This is a genomic window from Polaribacter sp. NJDZ03 (assembly GCF_019263805.1).
Classification (GTDB): Bacteria; Bacteroidota; Bacteroidia; order Flavobacteriales; family Flavobacteriaceae; genus Polaribacter.
Genome location: NZ_CP079195.1, coordinates 1,351,512 through 1,373,934, shown reverse-complemented (window position 1 = coordinate 1,373,934; position 22,423 = coordinate 1,351,512). Strand labels below are relative to the sequence as shown.

Annotated in this window: 18 protein-coding genes and 1 pseudogene; 5 read left to right on the top strand and 14 right to left on the bottom strand. The window is 30.4% G+C overall.

What is annotated here, in order from left to right:
• Window positions 1-58 precede the first annotated feature (58 nt).
• The 5 genes from KV700_RS05860 to KV700_RS05840 form a co-directional block, all read right to left on the bottom strand.
• Window positions 59-1,240 (bottom strand): class I SAM-dependent methyltransferase, encoded by a 1,182-nt coding sequence (locus tag KV700_RS05860; protein WP_218599494.1) that lies wholly within the window; start codon window positions 1,238-1,240, stop codon window positions 59-61.
• A 6-nt stretch (window positions 1,241-1,246) separates the two neighbouring features.
• Window positions 1,247-2,329 carry an AI-2E family transporter gene (locus KV700_RS05855; protein ID WP_218599493.1) on the bottom strand — a complete coding sequence of 361 codons (1,083 nt, stop codon included), beginning with the start codon at window positions 2,327-2,329 and terminating at the stop codon, window positions 1,247-1,249.
• A complete protein-coding gene (locus KV700_RS05850) occupies window positions 2,329-3,612 on the bottom strand; it encodes a hypothetical protein (protein WP_218599492.1) in 1,284 nt (427 codons plus the stop codon). The genes KV700_RS05855 and KV700_RS05850 overlap by 1 nt, the downstream gene beginning before the upstream one ends.
• Before the next feature lie 85 nt (window positions 3,613-3,697).
• Window positions 3,698-4,567 carry an RluA family pseudouridine synthase gene (locus tag KV700_RS05845; protein WP_218599491.1) on the bottom strand — a complete coding sequence of 290 codons (870 nt, stop codon included), beginning with the start codon at window positions 4,565-4,567 and terminating at the stop codon, window positions 3,698-3,700.
• Window positions 4,568-4,576: 9 nt separating this feature from the next.
• A complete protein-coding gene (locus tag KV700_RS05840; protein ID WP_218599490.1) occupies window positions 4,577-4,927 on the bottom strand; it encodes a hypothetical protein in 351 nt (116 codons plus the stop codon).
• A 70-nt stretch (window positions 4,928-4,997) separates the two neighbouring features.
• On the opposite strand from KV700_RS05840, the gene KV700_RS05835 reads away from it, so the two are divergent.
• Complete coding sequence (locus KV700_RS05835) at window positions 4,998-5,528, top strand: flavodoxin (protein WP_218599489.1); 531 nt, start codon at window positions 4,998-5,000, stop codon at window positions 5,526-5,528.
• A 172-nt stretch (window positions 5,529-5,700) separates the two neighbouring features.
• On the opposite strand, the pseudogene KV700_RS05830 reads toward KV700_RS05835, so the two are convergent.
• The 4 genes and pseudogenes from KV700_RS05830 to dnaN form a co-directional block, all read right to left on the bottom strand.
• A pseudogene (locus tag KV700_RS05830) lies at window positions 5,701-6,127 on the bottom strand (VOC family protein).
• 107 nt (window positions 6,128-6,234) lie between these two features.
• A complete protein-coding gene (gene ggt, locus KV700_RS05825; RefSeq protein ID WP_218599488.1) occupies window positions 6,235-7,926 on the bottom strand; it encodes a gamma-glutamyltransferase in 1,692 nt (563 codons plus the stop codon).
• A gap of 137 nt (window positions 7,927-8,063) precedes the next feature.
• On the bottom strand, window positions 8,064-8,633 hold the full coding sequence (locus KV700_RS05820) for an ACP phosphodiesterase (protein WP_166382492.1): 570 nt from the start codon (window positions 8,631-8,633) through the stop codon (window positions 8,064-8,066).
• Window positions 8,634-8,795: 162 nt separating this feature from the next.
• The gene (gene dnaN, locus KV700_RS05815; RefSeq protein WP_166381672.1) at window positions 8,796-9,914 is read right to left on the bottom strand and encodes a DNA polymerase III subunit beta; all 1,119 of its coding nucleotides are present in this window, start codon (window positions 9,912-9,914) and stop codon (window positions 8,796-8,798) included.
• Window positions 9,915-10,174: 260 nt separating this feature from the next.
• Between dnaN and KV700_RS05810 the strand changes: the two genes are divergently transcribed.
• The 3 genes from KV700_RS05810 (at window position 10,175) to KV700_RS05800 (ending at window position 15,829) form a co-directional block, all read left to right on the top strand.
• Entirely contained in the window at window positions 10,175-12,670 is a 2,496-nt protein-coding gene (locus KV700_RS05810; protein ID WP_218599487.1) for a PIG-L family deacetylase, read from the top strand.
• A gap of 370 nt (window positions 12,671-13,040) precedes the next feature.
• Window positions 13,041-14,750 carry a sodium:solute symporter gene (locus KV700_RS05805; protein WP_218599486.1) on the top strand — a complete coding sequence of 570 codons (1,710 nt, stop codon included), beginning with the start codon at window positions 13,041-13,043 and terminating at the stop codon, window positions 14,748-14,750.
• A 107-nt stretch (window positions 14,751-14,857) separates the two neighbouring features.
• Entirely contained in the window at window positions 14,858-15,829 is a 972-nt protein-coding gene (locus KV700_RS05800; RefSeq protein WP_218599485.1) for a Gfo/Idh/MocA family protein, read from the top strand.
• 109 nt (window positions 15,830-15,938) lie between these two features.
• Here the strand turns inward: KV700_RS05800 and KV700_RS05795 are convergent, their stop codons facing one another.
• The 5 genes from KV700_RS05795 to KV700_RS05775 form a co-directional block, all read right to left on the bottom strand.
• Entirely contained in the window at window positions 15,939-16,607 is a 669-nt protein-coding gene (locus tag KV700_RS05795) for a PolC-type DNA polymerase III (protein WP_218599484.1), read from the bottom strand.
• 2 nt (window positions 16,608-16,609) lie between these two features.
• Window positions 16,610-18,526 (bottom strand): DUF294 nucleotidyltransferase-like domain-containing protein, encoded by a 1,917-nt coding sequence (locus tag KV700_RS05790; protein ID WP_166381682.1) that lies wholly within the window; start codon window positions 18,524-18,526, stop codon window positions 16,610-16,612.
• A gap of 78 nt (window positions 18,527-18,604) precedes the next feature.
• Window positions 18,605-19,381 carry a hypothetical protein gene (locus KV700_RS05785; protein WP_218599483.1) on the bottom strand — a complete coding sequence of 259 codons (777 nt, stop codon included), beginning with the start codon at window positions 19,379-19,381 and terminating at the stop codon, window positions 18,605-18,607.
• A 14-nt stretch (window positions 19,382-19,395) separates the two neighbouring features.
• Window positions 19,396-19,935, bottom strand: coding sequence for an NUDIX domain-containing protein (locus tag KV700_RS05780; protein ID WP_218599482.1), 540 nt, complete (start codon window positions 19,933-19,935; stop codon window positions 19,396-19,398).
• Window positions 19,936-20,163: 228 nt separating this feature from the next.
• On the bottom strand, window positions 20,164-21,252 hold the full coding sequence (locus KV700_RS05775; RefSeq protein WP_218599481.1) for a M42 family metallopeptidase: 1,089 nt from the start codon (window positions 21,250-21,252) through the stop codon (window positions 20,164-20,166).
• Between the two features lie 224 nt (window positions 21,253-21,476).
• Here KV700_RS05775 and KV700_RS05770 point away from each other — a divergent pair, with 224 nt between their 5' ends.
• Window positions 21,477-22,364, top strand: coding sequence for an ATP-binding cassette domain-containing protein (locus KV700_RS05770; protein ID WP_166381690.1), 888 nt, complete (start codon window positions 21,477-21,479; stop codon window positions 22,362-22,364).
• Window positions 22,365-22,423: the final 59 nt, after the last annotated feature.

Here is a 22,423-nt window from a genome sequence, read left to right as displayed (position 1 = left end):
TTAATAAAATGTTAAATAATTAGGTTAATTTATTAACATTTAGTTGTTTAGTTTGATTTTAATCTGTTTTCTTCTTACAGCTAATAACAATATAATCATTGGTATTGTGTGTGGTGAAAAATAGGTATGAATTTCCGCCGTCTTTAATTTTGGTTTCTTTTCTGATTTGAGCTACCGTTTTTGGAAAATTTCTTGTGGTAATATTTGCTTTATTTTCTACAACTAATTTTTTAAGTTTCTTTTTATCGTAACTTAAAACATTCTCTATTTTGAATGTCCTTCCAGGAAAATCAATGATTTCATCAGAAGTATATAAATGAGAATGTTGTTGTAATTTAAAAACCTTTAATTGTTGTGAAATTTCATGAAAACCTCCAGATTTTAAAATAGCAGCATTGGGTTCGTATAAATAGGAGCGTGGGTCAGAATATTCAGAATTTACTGCTTCTTTATAATTAAAGTTAAAAGTTTGTATTTCTTTTTTACCAATATTTACGGTTTTAATTTTTATTGGATCACTGTACTCTTTTTCCAATAAAAATAATAATTCTTTCACTTCATTATTCACCGCAATAATATGAATTTCTTTTACAAATTTTAATTCATTTATTGTGCTTGTAATATCTAAAATAGGTGAATTTTTAATGAGTATTTGATTGGTTTTTGTAAAAAGTAAATCGATGTTTTCGGGTACATTCGGCAAACAGTCATTTAGTAAGAAGACCTTTCCTTTTAGATCATTTCTTCTTGAAGGATCTATGTAAATACAATCAAAATTTTCTTTGTTATTTTTTAGATATTCAAGTCCATCACCCGAAAATGTAGTTATATTTTTTACTTGTAGTTTCTGATAATTGTGTTTTACAATTTCAGATAGATCTTCATTAATTTCACAATGAATAACTTCTTTAAATTGTTTTGAAAAATAATAACAATCTACTCCAAAACCTCCTGTAATGTCTATAATTGAATTGCCTGAAACTAGCTTGCTTTTATAAGCAGCCGTAATTTCTGAAGAGGTTTGTTCTATACTTATTTTAGGCGGATAATAAATATTTTCTGTAGAAAACCAGCTTTTAAGTTTGTGTTCAGATTTTTGTTTAGCCACAATTTGATTGGCTAATTCTTGTACAGAAACATTTTTAAATGGACTTCCTTTTAAAATCAGTTTTGTAATGTTTGATTTTAAATTATCAGTAATAAATTGCTGAATTTCTGGACTTAAAATGGCTTTATTCAAAAGAAATTAGAGGTCTTTAGTTAATGATTTTACTATTTTATTATCAGATAAAAACTCTTTTAAAATTACTTTTAACGCAGTGTATAAAGGTACAGCAGTAATCATACCTACAACACCAAAAAGGAGGCCTCCAATAATTATTATTAAGAAAATTTCTAACGGATGAGATTTTGTTGTCTTAGAAAATATGATTGGCTGACTCGCAAAATTATCAATTAATTGCGCTATTAAATAACCGATCATTACATACATGGTCGTTGGTAAAATTTCCGATTGAAAATCGAGTCCAATATTACTTGTCATCGATAAAATAAACATAATTACAGCGCCAATTAATGGTCCAACATACGGAATTAGGTTTAACAAAGCACATAAAAAAGCAATGACTACTGCATTATCAATTCCAAAAATTAGTAAGATAATTGTGTATATGATAAAGAGGATTGTAATTTGAGAAATTAGTCCGATAAAATATCTAGACAGTAAATTATTAATGGTATCTAAAGATTTAGAGAATCTGCTTTCATTGCCTTCTGGGACTATTGCCATCACGCCATTTTTAAGCAATTGACTATCTTTCATAAAAAAGAAAGAGATAAATAAAACAGAAAATAACCCAACACTTATAGAACCTACAGCGCCTAAAACGGCATTTAATAAATCTGGAATTTCTTTAAATTGAGAAATAAAATCTAGATTTTTTAATTCTCCTAAAACATCTATTCCTCTAGAAGAAAAATAGCTTGTTATTTGATTGAAAATTTCTTGAATATTTGATTCTAATTTATCTACTTCTAACAAAGATAAATTTTGACCTTGCTCTGTAATTAAAGGGATAAACATTACAATTAACCCTGTTAATAGGCTTAACATAAAAATCATGGTAAATACAACAGCAAGGGTGTTAGGAAACTTTAATTTTGTTCTAAGAAAAATAATGATGGGTCTTGCAACCAATGATAAAATACCTGCAATTATAATATAGATAATTACAGATTGAATGGTGTATAAGAAATAGCCAAGAAGAAAAATTCCTAATAGTATTCCTATAGCCCTTAAAATTCCGTTGGCAATTATTTTAGATTTCATTAATTATATCCTTTTACAGCACCCATACTTAAATTTCTATCATTTTCAAAAATATGATTTGTAGGCAATAATGTACCACTTTTTGTGGTAACCCAATCTTGCCAAGTAGCAGAAACCCCGTTCATATTCATGCTTGGTACAAACATTTTATAGCTTTTAGGAATGTAGTTTTCATCTACAAACCAAAGATAAGAGTCTCCTGGAGTTGTACCACCAGTGGTATATTTTACTAATAAAGCATCTTTGTCATCTACTTTTTGAATAGTTCTAATAGTTCCATTATCAAATAATTTATGAGGAGCAACTAACCAAAAAGAGTCATTATTAAAAATATCCCAAGCTTTTTTTACAATTTTAGTATTTGCAATTTCTTGTTTATTTTCGTTGATAAAAACGGTGCTATTTTCTTTATTTCTAGGATATAAATGTACACGAATGCTATCCCAAGAAACGTCTACAATATGTTTTTCTTTGTCCCATTTAAAATGTCTTTTTCCTCCAAAGCTCCATTCTATAAAACGAGTGTTTTTGTAAGCTTTATGTTTTATCGCTTTTAAAATATTATTAGCAAGAATATCTGCTTTACTATTTTCCGATGTTACTTCTCCCATGTCTATTTCTAAACCAAATAAAGAAAGTTTGTGTTTAGTTGGTAATTTGATTCCTGTTTTGGTGTCTTTTAAATCAGACCAAGTGGCAGAAACACCACCAATAGGAATTATTGAAGTCCACATTTTGAAAGAAGTTGGTAAATAGTTTTCATCTAAAAACCATAGATAAGAATCTCCAGGGGTAGAGCCTCCGGAAGTGTACGTAATTAATAAGGCATCTTTATCATTATACTTTACTAGGCGTCTTTCTGTTCCTGCATCAAAAACTTTGTAAGGAGCTACTAACCAAAAAGAATCGTTATTAAAAAAGTCTTGTGCCTGTTTTATAATTTTTGGATCAGGATTTTTAACCTCAATTCCTTTAACGTCCACAAGGCTTTTTTGCGGTTCATTTAAAAATAAATGAACGGTATTTTCATCCCATTTTACAACAACAACATTCGATCTTTTAATCCATCTATAATGATGTTCATTTCTAAAACTCCATTCTAGTATTTCTGTGTCTTTGTAGGCATCAATATTTAATGCTTTTAACATTTTATTTGCCAAAGCATCGGCTTCTTTACCTTGTTTTCCTTCCGGTAGAGGTTCGTTTGTAGCAAAATAATAGATTCCTGCCGATACAATTATTAGTAATAAAATAATTCCAAGAAATTTAAAAAGCTTCTTCATTTTGTGATTTTATAATAAGTGGCTAAATTAATCTTTTTAGAATGAAGAAACTATGTGTTGGCTTTATTAAAAGTTAATGAGATTTTTAAAACGATAGTTCATTAAATATTTTTTTAAATTTCTTTGGAAGTTCTTTTGATATAGAAATAGGTGTTTTTGTAAAAGGATGCATAAAATTTAAAGTTGCTGCATGTAAATACAAGCCTTTTCCGTTTAAAACTTTACCTTCTAAAAAGTATTCTTTATCACCTAAAATAGGATTTCCTATAGAAAATAAATGTTTTCTAAGTTGGTGTTTTCTTCCTGTTTTTGGTGATAATTTCACCAAGTTTAAATACTCAAAACGTTCTGAAATTACAGATTGTAAAACTTGAAAATCTGTTTCAGATTCCTTTTCATCAATAGGAAGTTTTATCGTTCCTTCTGAGTTCATTTTACCAATAGTAACGGTAAAATAGGTCTTTTGAACTTTTTTCTCTTTAAATAGTTTTCCTAATGCTGTAATTGCTGTGCTTGTTTTACCTACTAATAAGAGTCCGCTTGTAGGATAATCTAACCGATGAATTGGTTGTGGTTTTACAGCATCAGCTAAAGTACTTTTTTTAAGGTTTTGTGCCAATCCATTTGCAATGGTCACAAACTTATTACCACTCACTAAAATACCTGCAGGTTTGTAAACGATGGCTAAAGTTTCGTCTTCAAATAAAACTTTAATATCTAGTTCTAACCTTTCAAATGTAGATGAGTTTTCAGATTCAAATAGTTCTATTTTTTCTCCTCCAGAAATGTATTTGGATGTGGTTGCTAAACTTCCATCAATAAAAATAAGTCCCTTTTTAATAGCTTTTTTAATACCAGATTTTGTGGGGATTGTGTTAAAAATACCAACGCTATATTCTTGAAAACGAATTGGTTTTTCTAACTTATCTACAATATGAGTTTCTGATATATGCATTATCTTATTTTAATTAATTAAAGAGTTTAATTGAATTTCAAAAATAGTGCCTTTTATAAGATCTTCTAACTCATTTATATTTTTTCTTGTTGATTTAAAAATAAGTTTTGTATAACTTGTATTGCAGGTTATTTGTTTGAGTTCATTACAATCATCACATTTACAAGCCATTTTCACCGATTCTATGACCTCCAAAAAAGAAAAAATCTCATTATCTTCTAATATTAAAGCGATATCTCCTATTATTATCTGAATTTTATTCATACTTAAATCAGGGTCTAAATTATCTTTAAAAAAATAAGTAGCACCAATATTGTTATGATAAATGGTTTGTAGATAAAACATTTTATTTTTTGTCAAAAATACACTTATTTTTATTTAGAATAAATAAAAATAAGTGTATTTTTGCATTGTACTTAAATTGATAAAAGTGGGAGAATTAGAAAAAATAGGGTTGTTTTATGGTTCCGATACTGGTGTAACAGATGAAATTACAAAATATTTTGAAGAATATTGGGAAGATGGAAATTTAGAGTTATCTGAAATTGGGTATGTTTCTATTTGTGATTTTAATAAATATAAAACGATCATAATAGGTTTGTCAACTTGGTATGATGGAGATTTACAGAGCGATTGGGAAGATTTTTTTGATGATTTTAAAACAATTAATTTTACAGGTAAAACAGTAGCTATTTATGGTTTGGGAGATCAAATTGGCTATGCAGAATATTTTGTAGACGGTATCGGAATACTTGCTAAAGTAATTATAGAAAATGGAGGTAAAGTAGTTGGTTATTGGCCTACAGAAGGTTATCGTTATACAGAATCTGTTGCCATTATTGAAGACAACGAAGATCTGTTTTATGGTTTAGCATTAGATCATGATAATGAATCTCAATTAACCGATGATCGTTTAAAATCCTGGATAAAACAAATCAAAAATGAATTTAAAGAAGCTTAAAATTAAATGTGTTGTTTTGTTGAAGTAGCTGTATTAATAGAAAAAGTAAGTTCTTAAACTTTCACACTATTTTATAGCTACTTTTTTATAAATAAAAATCCCAAATACGTATTATTCAAAATGTAGTTGGGATTTTTAATTTTTATGCAATCATGAATTTCTACTAATTGCTTTATTTAGCAAATAATTGATTCATATCTTGAAAAGCTTTAAACTCTAAAGCATTATTTTCTGGGTATTTAAAAAACATGGTTGCTTGTTCACCAACTTTTCCTTGAAAACGAATACAAGGAGCAATTTCAAATTTTGTGTTAACAGATTTTAAACGCTCTGCTAAAGAATGCCAATCTTCCCAAGTTAAAACAACTCCAAACAAAATGCGGAACTGGAACATCATGACCATCAACAGGGTTTGTAACAGCTTCTGTTGGTACATATTCCTCTTTTTGGTGAATTACCAATTGATGTCCGAAGAAATTAAAATCTACCCATTGTTCTGTACTTCTGCCTTCTTCACAATTTAAAATATCTCTGTAAAAGGTTCTGCATTTTTCTAAGTCTTGAACAGGAATCGCTAAGTGAAATGGTTGTACTTGCATACGTTTAAAAGTTTTGTTGATTTATTATTTTGTCGACAATTTCTTTAGTCTCAATATTTTTATTTTTGCTAACTGCTAACTGCTAACTGCTAACTGCTAACTGTCAATTAAAATCCTACAGCAGTGTCATCTCCACGTTTGTCTGCTCCACCTTCTAAGGTCGCGTCGGGTAACACTAAAATTGCTGAAACTTTACCGATAATTCTAGAAGTAGTTTCATCAATGGTGTATCCAAGGTCTTTTAATTCTGAGGTTACTTGTTTGTCAAAACTGTTCGGTTCCATTTTAACTACATCTGGTAACCATTGGTGGTGAAATCTTGCAGCATTTACGGCTTCTTGCATCCCCATTTTATATTCATGAACATTTAGGATCGTTTGTAAAACAGACGTTATAATGGTAGATCCACCAGGAGTTCCGACTACCATAAAAAGTTGGCCATTTTTTTCTACAATAGTTGGTGTCATAGAACTCAACATTCTTTTTTCGGGATGAATTTCATTTGCTTTTGCACCAATTAAACCAAACATATTTGGCACACCAGGTTTGCTGCTAAAATCGTCCATTTCATTATTGAAAAAGAAACCTAATTCAGGTGAATATAATTTAGATCCATAAGCACCGTTTAAGGTTGTAGTTACAGAAACTGCATTTCCAAATTGATCTACAATTGAATAATGGGTAGTTTCATCACTTTCTATAATTTCTATATGTCCATGAGAAACATCAGCTGATTTTGTTGCTTTTTCAAAGGAAAAATCAGACATTCTTTCTGTTGCATATGCTTTAGAAATTAATTTTTGTTGTGGTACGGTAACAAAATCTGGATCTCCTAAAAAGAAGCTTCTATCTGCATACGCACGTCTTTCTGCTTCTGTAATAACTTGAATAGATTTTGTAGTGTTATGTCCAAATTTATCTACATCAAAAGGCTCAATGGCTTTCATTATTTGTGCTAATGCAATACCACCGCTAGATGGAGGAGACATCGAAATAACTTTTAAATCATCATAGGTAAAAGTAACTGGAGTTCTCCATTTAGCTTCATATTTTGCTAAATCTTCTAACGTGATGATTCCTCCATTGGCTTGAATAAAATCGACTATTTTTTGAGCAGTTTCCCCTTTGTAAAACTCATCCAATCCATTTTGTTGAATACGGATTAACGTTTCTGCTAACGCAGGATATTTAATAGTGTCATTTTCTTTCCAGTTTTTATTAAAAGGAATGGAATCTTTATTTGCTTTTAAAAATAAAGATTGATAATTTTTGATTCTATCTTCTTGCTTTTTAGTTACAACCACACCTCGTTTAGCTAATGCGATAACAGGCTTTAAAATTTCTGACATTGGCATTGTCCCAAACTTTTTATGAGCAGTAAAAATACCTGCTAATGTTCCTGGAACTCCTACAGCCATCGCACCTAAAGTGCTTTTTTCATTTACAACATTACCTTCATTATCTAAATACATATCTCTGCTGGAAGCTAACGGGGCTTTTTCTCTATAATCTAAAGCGCCAATTTCTCCATCAGCTTTTCGGTAGACCATAAAACCACCACCACCAAGGTTTCCTGCAAATGGGTATGCAACTGCCAAAGCTAAATCTGTTGCCGCCATTGCATCAAAAGCATTACCGCCTTTTTTAAGAATATCAGAGCCAATTTTAGAAGCTTCAATTCTTGCAGAAACAACCATTGCTTTTTGAGTGATTAAACCTGTAGTATGCTCTTTTTCAGGTGCTGTTTTACAGTTTATCATTAAAAGTGAAAGACTTAAAAGTAAAATTGTTTTTTTCATAAGGTTGGTATTAAGTTCTTTAATTTTTATTTAGATGGTCTTTTTAATCGGCTCTCTGCTTTGATTTTTTTTAGAAGGAATGATACTTCAATTTAAAAATTCTTCGTATTAGTTATGCAAAATGTATTCAACAAATATTACTCTTGAATTTCATTTGTATTAGAAACGCTAGTTATTTCTTTAAACTTATGATTTGTATGCTCAATTAAATCTTTAAAAAATAAGGTAAAATCTTCTTGAAGTTCATCTTCTAAAAGATTTAAATCTTCGATAGCTAAATTCATTTGAGATTTTCCTTTTGTTCTGGTATTCATTCCGTTTAAAACCTTTGCGATTCCTTCTTTATTCTGATAATTGAATAGAATGTTATATTCAATCATATATTTAATAAAGTTTTGAGATTTTATAGGCAATTCGTTAGCTATTTTACCAAACATTTTATTGATGCCATCTGTGTAAACCTCTAGAGGAACGTCTGAATAATCGGACCAATTCTTTGCTAAGAAATAATCATAAAAGATATCGATAATTACACCATCGTAATGTCTGTATCGTTCGTGCAAACGTCGTTTGCTTTTTCTTACAATTTTATGTGCGTCTGTAAACGTGTCTATTTCTCTATGTAAGAAAATACCTTGCTGAATTTCTTTAGAAAAACCTTCGTAATTATTACCTCTAATATGATCTGCAATAAAATTACCAATCATAATATTGGTGTCGTTTTGTGATAAATATAAATGTGCTAGGAAATTCATAAGGTAAATGTAAAGAAAAAACCACAATTAATTTTTAATCAATTGTGGTCTTAAATATTATAGATTCTTGTTTGTACAAGAAAGATATTTTTTTGTAATAAAAAAAGGTGTGTCTTAACTATTCAACATTACTGGCATTACCAACATAGTAACTTGTTCACCTTCGTCTGTTCCATCAATAGGCGTTAAAATACCTGCTCTGTTTGGTAAAGACATTTCAATTAAAACATCGTTAGAACTTAAATTGTTTAACATTTCGCTTAAAAAACGAGAGTTAAACCCAATTTGCATATCATCACCTTGGTAATCACAGCTTAAACGTTCGTCTGCTTTGTTAGAAAAATCTAAATCTTCTGCAGAAATATTTAATTCTGTACCCGCCATTTTTAAACGAATCTGGTGTGTTGTTTTACTAGAGAAAATAGAAACACGTCTTACAGAGTTTAAGAAAGAAGCTCTGTCTACTGTTAATTTATTTGGATTCTCTTTAGGAATAACTGCTTCGTAGTTTGGATATTTTCCATCAATTAAACGACATACTAAAACTACGTTATCAAACGTGAATTTTGCATTTGCGTCATTATATTCAATAGTAACATCACTTTCAGAACCACCTAAAATTCCTTTTAATAAATTTAAAGGTTTCTTTGGCATAATGAATTCTGCAGTTTGATCTGCAGTAACATCCGTTCTAGTGTATTTTACTAATTTATGAGCATCCGTTGCAACAAAAGTTAAGCTTTGTGAACTAAATTGAAAAAACACTCCACTCATTACTGGGCGTAAATCGTCGTTTCCGGCAGCAAATATTGTTTTAGAAATTGCAGTTCCTAAAATACTTGCAGGAACCACTGTTTTACTTGGTGATGGTAAAGAAACCGCTTTAGGGAATTCATCTCCACCAAAATAAGCCATGTCATATTTACCTTGATCAGAACTAATTTCAATTGCATTGTCACCTTCCGTTTTAAACGTTAAAGGTTGGTCTGGAAACGTCTTTAAGGTATCTAATAATAAACGTGCAGAAACAGCTATAGAACCAGAACTATCACTTTCTACATCTATTACAGAACTCATAGTTGTTTCTAAATCTGATGCAGAAACTTTTAATTGGTTTTCAGATAATTCAAACAAAAAGTTATCTAAAATTGGTAAGGTATTGTTGCTATTTATAACGCCGCCTAAAACTTGTAATTGTTTTAATAATTGCGAACTCGATACAATAAATTTCATTGATTTTTTATCTTAATTAGTCTTACAAATATAACCTTATTAAGTGATTCTGAAAATTAATTTATTAACAGGTTATGAGCATTTTGTTAATGAAATTAGAAACGTTATAATTATGTTAACAAATTTTAAAAACCCTCATAAAAAACTACATTTGTTTTTACATCAATCTTTTTTTAAGATTGTCTCCTCGTGCGCAGATAAGAGATTTCTATTAAGTTTCACCTGCGTGCTACCGTACAACAATTGACCAATATCTAAATATGAAGAAATTTTTACTTTCTACACTAGCTTTTTTACTGATTTCTATTTCAGTATTTGCACAAAAACCTCAAAAATTAACCTCAAATCAGATTTACGAGAAAATTCAGAAACTGAATTTTCTAGGAACTGCGCTCTATATTGCTGCGCATCCAGATGATGAAAACACGCGCTTAATCTCTTATTTATCAAATAATGTAAAAGCAAGAACTGGTTATTTGTCTTTAACAAGAGGAGATGGAGGTCAGAATTTAATTGGCTCAGAACTTAGAGAATTATTAGGAGTTATTAGAACACAAGAATTATTAGCGGCAAGACGCATTGATGGTGGAGAGCAACTATTTACAAGGGCCAATGATTTTGGATTTTCTAAACACCCAGATGAAACGTTAAAAATCTGGAATAAAGAAGCTGTTTTAAGTGATGTTGTTTGGGCAATTAGAACTTTTAAGCCAGATGTAATTATTAATAGATTCGATCATAGAACGCCAGGTACAACACACGGGCATCATACAAGTTCGGCAATGTTAAGTGTAGAAGCATTTGATATGGTGGGAGATTCTACAAAATATACAGATCAATTAAAATATACCAAAACTTGGCAACCAAAACGTTTGTTTCATAATATTTCTACGTATTCTTTTAAAAGTCAGGCAGCATTTAATGAAGCAGCAAAAGATTTAATGTCTGTTGATGTTGGTGAGTATTATGCTTTAAAGGGCCTATCTAATAACGAGATTGCATCTATAGCTAGTAGCCAACATTTAAGTCAAGGTTTTGGGCGTTTAACAACCAGAGGATCTCAAAAAGAGTATGTGGAGTTTTTAAAAGGAGATTCTTTAAAAGTAGATAGTGATATTTTTTCTGGAATTAATACTACTTGGAGTCGTTTAAAAAATGGAGCTTCCATTGGAAAAATTTTAAAGGATGTTGAAGATAATTTCGATTTTGTAAATCCGTCTAAACACTTATCTAAATTAATGTTAGCGTATAGCATGATGAGCGATTTAGAAGACAATCATTGGAAAACAATTAAAGAAAAGCAAATTAAAGAAATTATTGAAGCTTGTGCAGGTTTGTATATAGAAGCTTCTGCAAACAGTTCTTCTGGGACCCCAAACTCTAAAATTGATATCAATTTTGAAGTCTTAAATAGAAGTGATGTAAACATGCAATTAACATCTATTGTTTCTGAATTGGATAGCGTTGAGATTTTTAAAGGATTTAATTTAACAAAGAATAAGAAATTTACATTTAAAGAAACAGTTACTTTAAAAACAGACACGTACACAGATCCTTATTGGTTGCGTAAAGAACCTAGTTTAGGTATGTACACCGTAGACAATCAAGAATTAATTGGGTTGCCAGAAACACCAAGTATTTCTAAAATAACCTATAAATTAATTATAGATTTTATTCCCATAACCTTTACTAAAAACATTGTAAGAAGATATGCAGAAAGAGATAAAGGAGAAATTTATGAGCCTTATGAGGTTTTACCAGAAGTAACTACAAGAATTAAAAACAAAGTACTTGTTTTTTCTGATAGCATACCTAAAAATATCAATGTAGAAATTAGAGCAGGTATCAGTTTTGTACAAGGAAAGGTGAGTTTAAAAGTTCCTGAAAATTGGACTGTAACTCCTACAGAAATTAATTTTAATATTGAGCAAAAGGAAGATTTACAAATGGTTTCATTTTTAGTAACTCCACCTAAAGATCCATCTGAAGGACAATTAGAAGTTATTGCGGTTTCTAAAGGAAAGAGTTATACGAAAGAATTAGTAGAAATTAATTACAACCATATTCCTAAACAAAGTGTTTTATTAAATTCTGAAGCAAAAGTTGTTCGTTTAAATATTAAAAAAGTAGGAAATATAATTGGTTATATAAAAGGAGCAGGAGATGCGGTTCCAGAAAGTTTACGTCAGATTGGTTATAAAGTAGAGTTGATAAAACCTATTGATATTAATGGCGAAAATTTATTAAAATATGATGCTATTGTTTTAGGTATTAGAGCTTATAATGTGGTTGATGAACTAAAGTTTAAACAAAAATTCTTGTTAGAATATGTTGCAAAAGGAGGAAACATGATTGTGCAGTATAATACTAATAGAAATGTAGATGTTGCAGCACCTTATCCTTTACAATTGTCTAGAGATAGAGTAACAGATGAGTCTGCAGATGTTTTAATCTTGGCAGAAGACAATCCTTTAATGAATTTTCCTAATAAAATTACTAACGACGATTTTAATGGTTGGGTGCAAGAACGTGGTTTGTATTTTCCTAATATGTGGCACGAAGCTTATGTTCCTGTTTTATCGATGCATGATAAAGGAGAAAACATGAAATTGGGTAGCTTGCTAATTGCAAAATATGGGAAAGGAAATTATATGTATACAGGTTTAAGTTTCTTTAGAGAATTGCTTGCTGGTGTTTCTGGTGCGTACAAATTATTTGCAAATATGTTGTCTGTAGGAAAAGAGGTTTCTAAGTAGGTTTCATAGTGGTGAGGTAACAAAGTTTCAAAGGTTTAAAGGGGCAAAGTTACAAAGGTGTTGGAGTACTGAGTTGTAGGGTGAATTATAAGGTGTTCCTAGAGCACAGTTGAGAGGTTTATTTAGTGCGTGATTCTGATAGAACTGATGGTGAGTTGGCAAACCAGTTTAGCCTTGATTGAAACGGCATCCTTTTTTGAGGGACGAAAAAAAGATATAGTGGAAAGCAGGAAATAGCTTCTAATAAAAACAAGATAAAATGAAAGGACAGAAATACATTTGGAAAAAAGAATATTCAATGGTTTTAATTGCCAATGTAATTTACATTATTGCGTTTTATTTTATTTCAAATTATTTTACGGTTTAGTCTATGGAAATTGAAAGTAAATTACATTATATAGATTGGATTATTCTGTCTGTAACGCTTATTTTTATTGTGGCTTATGGTACGTATGTTACGCGTAAAAATGACAATGTTACCGATTATATAAAGGGTGGAAGTGACTCTAAATGGTGGACGATTGGTTTGTCTGTTATGGCAACACAAGCGAGTGCAATTACGTTTTTATCTACACCAGGGCAAGCGTTTCATAGTGGTATGGGGTTTGTACAGTTTTACTTCGGATTGCCCATTGCAATGATTATTATTTGCGTGGTTTTTATACCGATTTATCACAAATTAAAAGTCTATACAGCCTACGAGTTTTTAGAAGGAAGATTCGATTTAAAGACAAGGAGTTTAGCTGCAATTTTGTTTCTAGTTCAGCGTGGATTGGCCGCAGGAATTACCATTTTTGCGCCTGCAATTATTTTAAGTGCTGTACTAGATTGGGATTTGTTAACGCTAAATATTATCATTGGTTTCTTAGTGATTATTTACACGGTTTCTGGAGGTACAAAAGCTGTAAACGTAACGCAAAAACAACAAATGATTATCATTTTTATTGGAATGCTAATTGCGTTTTTTATGATTATGAGTCAGCTTCCGGAGAATATTACGTTCACCAACGCATTAGAAATTGCGGGTGCAAGTAATAAAATGGACGTGTTAGATTTTTCTTTCGATTTAAGTAATAGATACACCGTTTGGACAGGTATTTTAGGAGGTACTTTTTTAATGTTATCCTATTTTGGAACAGACCAAAGTCAGGTGCAGCGTTATTTGTCGGGGAAATCGGTTCGTGAAAGTCAATTAGGTTTAATTTTTAATGGATTGTTAAAGGTGCCAATGCAGTTCTTTATCCTGTTAATTGGGGTAATGGTTTTTGTTTTTTATCAATTTAATGCATCGCCTTTAAACTTTAGCCCTACGGCAAATGATGCAGTTCATAACTCTGAATATTTAGCAGAATATCAAGAACTAGAAGCAGAACATACCATTATAGAAAACGATAAAAGACTGTTGTTTTCTGATGGATTTCAGGCTGAAGAAAAAGAACGAATTCAAGAATTAAATGCAAGAGATTTAGAATTAAAAGAATCGGCAAAAGAAATTATTAAAAAAGTTGATGAGAAGTCGATTAAAAAAATAGAATCGAACGACAAAGATTATGTGTTTATTCATTTTATTTTAAACAACTTACCAAGAGGATTAATCGGGTTATTATTGGCTGTAATTTTATCTGCAGCAATGTCTTCTACCGCGTCAGAATTAAACGCGTTGGCAAGCACAACTGCTATAGATTTATACAAACGAAATGTAAGAGAAGACAAAAGTGAAGCCCATTATGTAAAGGCCTCTAAATGGTTTACTTTACTTTGGGGAATCATAGCTATTTCGGTGGCTTGTGTGGCTAATTTATTCGATAATTTAATTCAGCTTGTAAATATTATTGGGTCTATTTTTTACGGAAATGTCTTGGGTATTTTCTTGTTGGCGTTTTTTGTTAAATTTGTTAGAGGAAATGCTGTTTTTGTAGCAGCATTAATTACACAAGCATTAATTATTACTGTATTTTTACTTGATTGGTTGCCATATTTATGGCTTAACTTATTAGGGTGTGCGTTAGTAATGGGAATTGCAATTATTATTCAAACATTTATTCCTGTGGATAAATCCGCAGGCTATTCAGACAGGTAAATTAAAGATTATATTCAATAGACATGGGCTTTAGCCTGTGTTAACAAAGAATTACATGATATTGGCTTTAGCCAAATTTAAAAATGTCAAAATTTAAAAATGTTAAAATGGAAAAAAAAACGATTAAATGGGGAATTATAGGGTTAGGTAATATTGCTCATAAATTTGCTGAAGATTTAGCAACAGTAGAAAATGCAGAATTAGTTGCTGTGGCGTCTAGAAGTCAAGAAAAAGCAGATAAGTTTGCACTAAAATACAACTCAAAAAAAGCCTATGCTTCTTATTCAGATTTAGCGAATGATGCTGAGGTAGATGCGGTTTATATTGCAACTCCACACAGTTTTCATAAGGAGAACGCGATACTTTGTTTACAAAACAAAAAAGCGGTTTTATGCGAAAAACCTTTTGCAATGAATTTACAAGAGGTAGAAGAAATGATTGCGGTTGCTAGAGAGAATAACGTTTTGCTAATGGAAGCATTATGGACTTATTTTTTACCACATTATACTTATGTTTTAGAAAGTCTTAAAAATGAGAAATTTGGAAAGGTATTAAAACTAGAAGCAGATTTTGGTTTTTCTAGCACATTTGATAATGAGAGCAGATTATTTAAAAAAGAAGTGGGTGGAGGTAGTTTGTTAGATATTGGTGTTTATACAATTTTTGCAGCATTATCTACTTTAGGAGTTCCTAATTCTATAGAAGCAGATGCTACTTTTTTTGATAACGGAGCAGACTCTGCGTGTAATATGTTGTTTACTTATAATGACCAGAAAGCAATTTTAAAAACTACATTGGTAGAAGATGCTGCTACAGAAGCAATTTTTACTTGCGAAAGAGGTATTATAAAAATAAACACGATGTTTCATATGCCTACAACTGTAACTATTACAGAAAATGGTAAAGAGGAAACCATCGATTTTAACTACAAAACGATTGGTTATAATTTTGAAACGGAACACTTTAATAACCTTTTAAGAGCAGGTAAAAAAGAAAGTGATATAATGACGTTTGATTTCTCTAAAAACTTGATTAAAACCTTAGATGAGGTAAGAGATCTTATTGGATTAGAATATTAGTATTTTTTTAATATGTATTTTCAATTAGAAGAGCTATAAAAATCAAAAATATACATAATATAATTTTGATTTTTATAGCTCTTTTTAATGTTTTAAAAGGTGTTTTTACCTAAGAAAGTAGTTCTCTAAATTTTAGGTTGCCTTTTTTATCTAAACGAGACATTATTTTTAAAAAGATAATTGCTGTAATAAAAGCATCTCCACTTGCGGTGTGTCTATCGCTTTTAGAAACATTTAATTCATCGCACAATTTATCTAAAGTATAACGCTCTTCTGGCAATGTGTTTTTATAAATAGTATGTTTAGATTTTCTATACAAATACTCTGTGTCTAGCGTTTTGTTTTTAAGACCTGGTAAGTTATTTCTCAATAATATTTGGTTAATCATAGCAACATCAAAACCAACATGATGACCTACCAATACCGAGTTGCCAATATATTTTAAAAACTGTTTTAAAGCTTCTAATTCTGTAATTTTTGTAGTGTTACCTTCCTTTAAAATTCCATGAATGTGTACCGTTTCTGGATTAAATATTTCTTGTTTTAAATACACTTCAAAGCTATCATTTACATTTAAAGTATTATTAATTAAAGCTACGGCACCAATAGATAGAACTCTGTCTTTTTTCTTGTCTAAGCCAGTTGTTTCTGTATCAAAAACTACAAACCGAGTTTCATTAATTGGCAGTTTTTCTGTGTTTAAAATACTTTTTTCATATTCTAAAAAGAAGGCAGGTGGCACTTTTTTGTTTTTTTTACGAAACCAATTAAAATTCATAATTATATGATATTGGATAAGTTAAATTTAACGCTAAGTACTTCTTGAATCTCTCTAATTGGTTTAAAGCACCCTTTTAGTTGTAGCTTTTCTTCTTTTGTTAAAGATTCTAATTGAATAAATTTACCAGAATCGTTGTGTAATATTCCCTGTTTTGTTTTAAATTTTAGCAAAGCTTTAAAAGCATAAGAGCAAGATTGATACAACTCTTTATTTTGAGGTTCTATTTCTGCTAATCTTTCAAAACGGAGAGCAGTATTGTTAATCTCGAAAATATTATTGGAGAGTGTTAAAAGTCTTGCTGCATTAATTAATGGCATTAAGGCTCTTTGTTTTATATTAAAAGAATCTTTGTGGTCTCCATTATTCTCTAATAAAAATTGTTTAAAAAAGCCTAAAGGCGATGGACTTGCAACTGCTTCTTTTGCTAAAAAAACAAATAAAAGACTCCTTTCATTTAGTGTTTTAAAAATGCTTTTGGTTAGCGCTCTTGCCATTGAGAAGTCGCCATAAATAGCATTAAAATCAAAGAAAATAGACGATAATAAAATGGCTTCTCCATCAATATTTAAAATCCATTCGTTAAATTGATCTTTCCATTCAGACAATGATAAACACCATTTAGGGTTGCTTGCCATCATTTCTGCAGGACAATATTCATAGCCAATCTTATGCAATGATTTAGTGATATGACCTGCTAGTTTTAAAAAATATTCTTTTGTTTCTGCGTACTGTTCTTTACTAACATCTTCAAAAATAAGAGCGTTGTCTTGGTCTGTATATAAAAGCTGTTCTTTTCTACCCTGACTACCTAATGTTAACCAAGTAAATTTAGCCGGTGCAGGCGTTTCCATCTTTTCTAAAGAAAGCTCAATAACTCTCATGGCAACTCCATCATTTATTTCTGATATTATCTTAGAAATATGCGATAACGGAATATTTAGCTCTAAATAAGATTTTAAAAGTAGGTTTGCTTTGTTTCTAATTTCACGAATCTCTTTCGTTTTTTTAGCACGTTTAATTTCCTTTAAAATAATAATAGGGTTATTCCCTAGTGAAGTTAAAACATCATGGTTCGTTAAAATTCCTAACAGTTTAGAATTACTAGTTCCATCTGCGGTAATACATAAATGGCCTACCTTGTGTTTTATCATTTGTAACTGAGCATCTAAAACAGTAAGATTTTTAGATTGTGTAATTACTGGAGATGACATAATTTCTTTTACAGAGGTATCTATAGAAAAAAGGCCTGTTGCTATTTTGCTTTTAAGATCTCCATTTGTAATAATCCCTAAAGGAACGCAAGCCTCATCAACCACAATAATATAGCCAATTTTTTGATTGCTCATTTTTATTGCCGCTTCTTTAACTGTAGATTTAATGGTACAGTTTAAAGGTTTTTTGGTGTAATTTACAGAATGTAAATTAGAATAAGCCAAATTATCATTCTCTATATAATCTGTAAAAACATTGTTATTTTGTTCATTTGTATAGGGATCAAAAGAATTAGAAGCAAAAGAAGTTAATAGGTATTTATTAATCTTTAAACTTTTTTCTGAGACAGCTTCAAAAATTTCAATAGGAATAGCATAAACAATAGATTCTTCATTGGCAATTGCGTCTAGTAAATAGTTTTCTTTACTAATTAAGGGTCTTAAGCCAAAAATGTCTCCACTATCACAAATATCTACCAGTACTTTTTTGTCATTAGAATTTTTATACAAGCTAATTCCGCCATTTCTTACAATGTAAAAATGTTTGTGAATTTTATCATTTTCGTTTAAAATAACTTTTCCTTTTTCTAAATAGATGATGGAAACTTCAGTAGCAATTTCAAGTATTTTTTTAGGAGCTAATAAGTTAAAAGGAGGGTAGTTTTTTAAAAAATCATACACACGTTCTGCAATTGAATTTTTCATCTTTTTTTTAGTTTTTGATGCGCTTTTTATACTACAAACAACAATACGTATGAAATCTAGAAGGTTAAATACTTTTGTTTAGAATTCGCTTTTGCTAACGGGTGATTTTTCTAAATCAAAAACAGCTGTAGAAATAGTCACTTCAAACCATTTTTTAAACATTTTGTAATTACGTCTTTGAGGCCATTCTGTTTTGTTTGTATGCCAACCCTCTAATTCGAGCATAAAATATTTATCAAATTTCTTTTTTAGATGTGCCTCAATATCTGCATAACTAGTGCTGGTAATTAAATAGATATTTATATCATTAAAGTCTGTTGTATCAATGGTAGCGTCTGTATAAATAGCATTGTGCCAATCTATAAAAGGTTGCAAGGGTTTAATAGAAATTGCAGATCTATTGATGTAGTTTTCATCAAACTCGTCTTCCGTGAGTTCTGTTTCTGAAGATTGAAGTAACATATTAGTCATGTATGTCTCTTCATTTTCTGTAACTACGGTTATAGAGAGTTTTTTATTTGTTGTTTTTATATCAAAGTCAATTATAAAATTAGAAAACTCTTCAAAATTTAGACTTTTATATGCAATCATCTTTCGCAATAAATCATAATTAATAGCATCATCTTTTGCATTAGATATTATTTCCTCGAACTCATCATTATCAAGAATAGAACTCATATTCCCAAAATTCCAAGCATTAATGGCAAACTCAAAAATATCTTCTTGATATTCAAAATTCACAAACTCTTTTGCAAATGGCGACATAAATTTTTCAAGTAATGCAGAATATTTTACTGCTGCATTTTTAATGTCTTTGTTGTCTCCAAATAAATTGATAACCTTATTTTTTTTCATTTTGATATACCTTTTTAAATGTAATTTATAATTTTATCATAAACCGAACAATAATACGCATGAAATCTAGGGAGTAAAACATTTTCTAGATTTTCGGTATTCTTTAAAGTTGATAAATCATATAATTTGATAGCATCAACTTCCTCTTCTTGAATAGTTAGTGTTGATAAAGGAACTTTTAATTCTGCGATAAAAACATGATGATGTTCGTTATCTTGAATTCCGTTTGCATGAGAAACTTGATGAATTCTTGTGCCAATTTTAATAAGGTCTTTAGTCTCTAATTGTAACCCGATTTCTTCAAAAACTTCTCTTTTTGCCGAGGTTAAAATATCTTCACCAGCAGCAACATGTCCTGCAACAGAAATATCCCACAGACCAGGAAATACTTTTTTTGTCGACGCTCTTTTTTGAAGCAATATTTTTTCATCCGAAGTAAATAACCAAATATGAACCGTGGCATGAAACCAACCGTTTTTATGTGCTTCAGATTTTAAAGCAGTTTTTCCTGTAGGTTGTCCTTCGGGAGTTAATATGTCTAAGAGTTCATCCATAATTATAAGACACGAATTTCACTAATTATCACTAAATAGAGTTTTATAAGAACTAGTTTGTCATTTCTAAATGAGCTTTTTTAAGCCTTTGGACTTTGCTCAAGATATACTAATGAGAAATCTCATAACCATTCTATGTAATTATAAGATTCTTCCTCATTCTTCGTTCGGAATGACAAAACGGAATTTTATCAGTGTGAATCTGTGAAATTCGTGTCTGTATTTTATTTATTCAAAATAAGAAAAAGTCTCTCCACCCTTAATATTCAATAATGTTTCATAAATCATTTTAATCACATTTTCTACATCATCTCTATGTACCATTTCTACAGTGGTGTGCATGTATCTTAATGGTAAAGAAATTAAAGCAGAAGCAACCCCACCATTGCTATAAGCAAAAGCATCTGTATCTGTACCAGTTGCTCTAGAAAGCGCAGAACGTTGAAAAGGAATATTTTCTTTTTCGGCAGTTTCTGTAATTAAATCACGTAATTTTTGTTGTACAGCTGGTGCGTAAGCAATAACCGGACCTTTACCTAATTCTAAAAGACCAGCAGATTTTTTCTCAATCATTGGAGTTGTAGTATCATGTGTTACGTCGGTAACAATAGCAACATTTGGTTTTATGGTTTGTGTAATCATTTCTGCACCACGTAACCCAATTTCTTCTTGTACAGAGTTTGTTATGTACAAGCCAAAAGGTAATTCTTTTTTATTTTCTTTTAATAAACGCGCAACTTCGGCAATCATAAAACCACCCATTCTGTTGTCTAAAGCTCTACAAACAAACTTGTCTCCGTTTAAGATGTGAAATTCATCTGGATAGGTAATTACACAACCAACATGAACGCCTAAAGCTTCTACTTCTGCTTTGGTAGCACAACCTGTATCAATAAAAATATTGTCTGGTTTTGGTGCTTGTTCATTTGCTTTGTCTCTTGTATGAATTGCTGGCCATCCAAAAACACCTTTTACAATGCCGTTTTTTGTATGAATGTTTACAATTTTACTAGGTGCAATTTGATGATCAGATCCTCCGTTTCTAATCACGTAAATCAATCCGTTATCAGAAATATAATTTACATACCAAGAAATTTCATCTGCATGCCCTTCTATAACTACTTTGTATTTTGCGTCTGGGTTTATAACCCCAACAGCAGTTCCGTAAGTGTCTGTAATAAAAGTGTCTACATAAGGTTTTAGATAATCCATCCAAATTTTCTGACCTTCCCATTCGTAACCAGTTGGAGCCGCATTATTTAGATATTTTTCTAAAAATGTAAGTGACTCTTTATTTAATATTGATTTTTTTGCCATTATATATGTTTATAAGTGTGAAAAGTATTTAAAAATTAAAATGTCTGTTTGTAGGTTTTCTTTTTATGGATTTGAAAAAGAAAAAGTATGGAGAGCATTTTGTATTTCCAATTGTAAAAATAATACGATTTTTTAGGAATTCCATTAAAATAATCACAAAAAAGTGTAACAAAAGTGCTTACTTTTACACTAATCACCAAACGAATATCACTAAAAGCAACAATATGAAGTTAGTAATTGAAAATTTAACCAAGACTTATAAAAACGGCGTAAAAGCAATCGATAATCTAAGTATCGAAATTGGTACAGGAATGTTTGGTTTGTTAGGCCCAAATGGAGCAGGTAAATCATCTTTAATGAGAACCATAGCAACGTTACAAAGTCCAGATTCTGGTTCAATTACTTTTGGTGATATTAATGTTTTAGAAGACAATATGTCTTTACGTAAAGTGCTAGGGTATTTACCGCAATCTTTTGGTGTGTATCCAAAAATGTCTGCAGAAGAATTATTAGATTATTTTGCTACTTTAAAAGGAATTTCAAAAAAAGACGAGAGAAAAGCGATTGTAAAAGAGGTGTTAGAAATTACCAATTTATATGATGTAAGACATAAACATGTTGCAGGATATTCTGGCGGAATGAAACAACGTTTTGGTATTGCACAATTACTTTTAAACAACCCAAAATTAATTATTGTTGATGAACCAACAGCTGGATTAGATCCTGCAGAAAGACATCGTTTTTTAAATGTTTTACGAGAAGTTGGTAGTAATTGTACGGTTATTTTTTCTACACATATTGTAGAAGATGTAAAAGAGTTGTGTAATGAAATGGCAATTTTAAACGGAGGTAAAATATTAAAACATTCTACACCACAGAAAGCAACAGAAGAATTAGAAAATACTATTTGGACAAAAATTATAGAGAGAGACGCATTGGAAGAAAATGAGAAAAACTACAATATTTTATCTTCTAATTACAATCAAGATAATACGTTAAATATTAGAGTACATGCTGCCGAAAAACCTTCGGATGATTTTATTGCTGCAACTCCGCAATTAGATGATGTGTATTTTATCGCTTTAAAACAAGATGAACCCGTAATTGCATAATTAGAATGTCCGTTCGAGCGCAGTCGAGAACTAAAACTAAACAATTTAACAGTTCAACT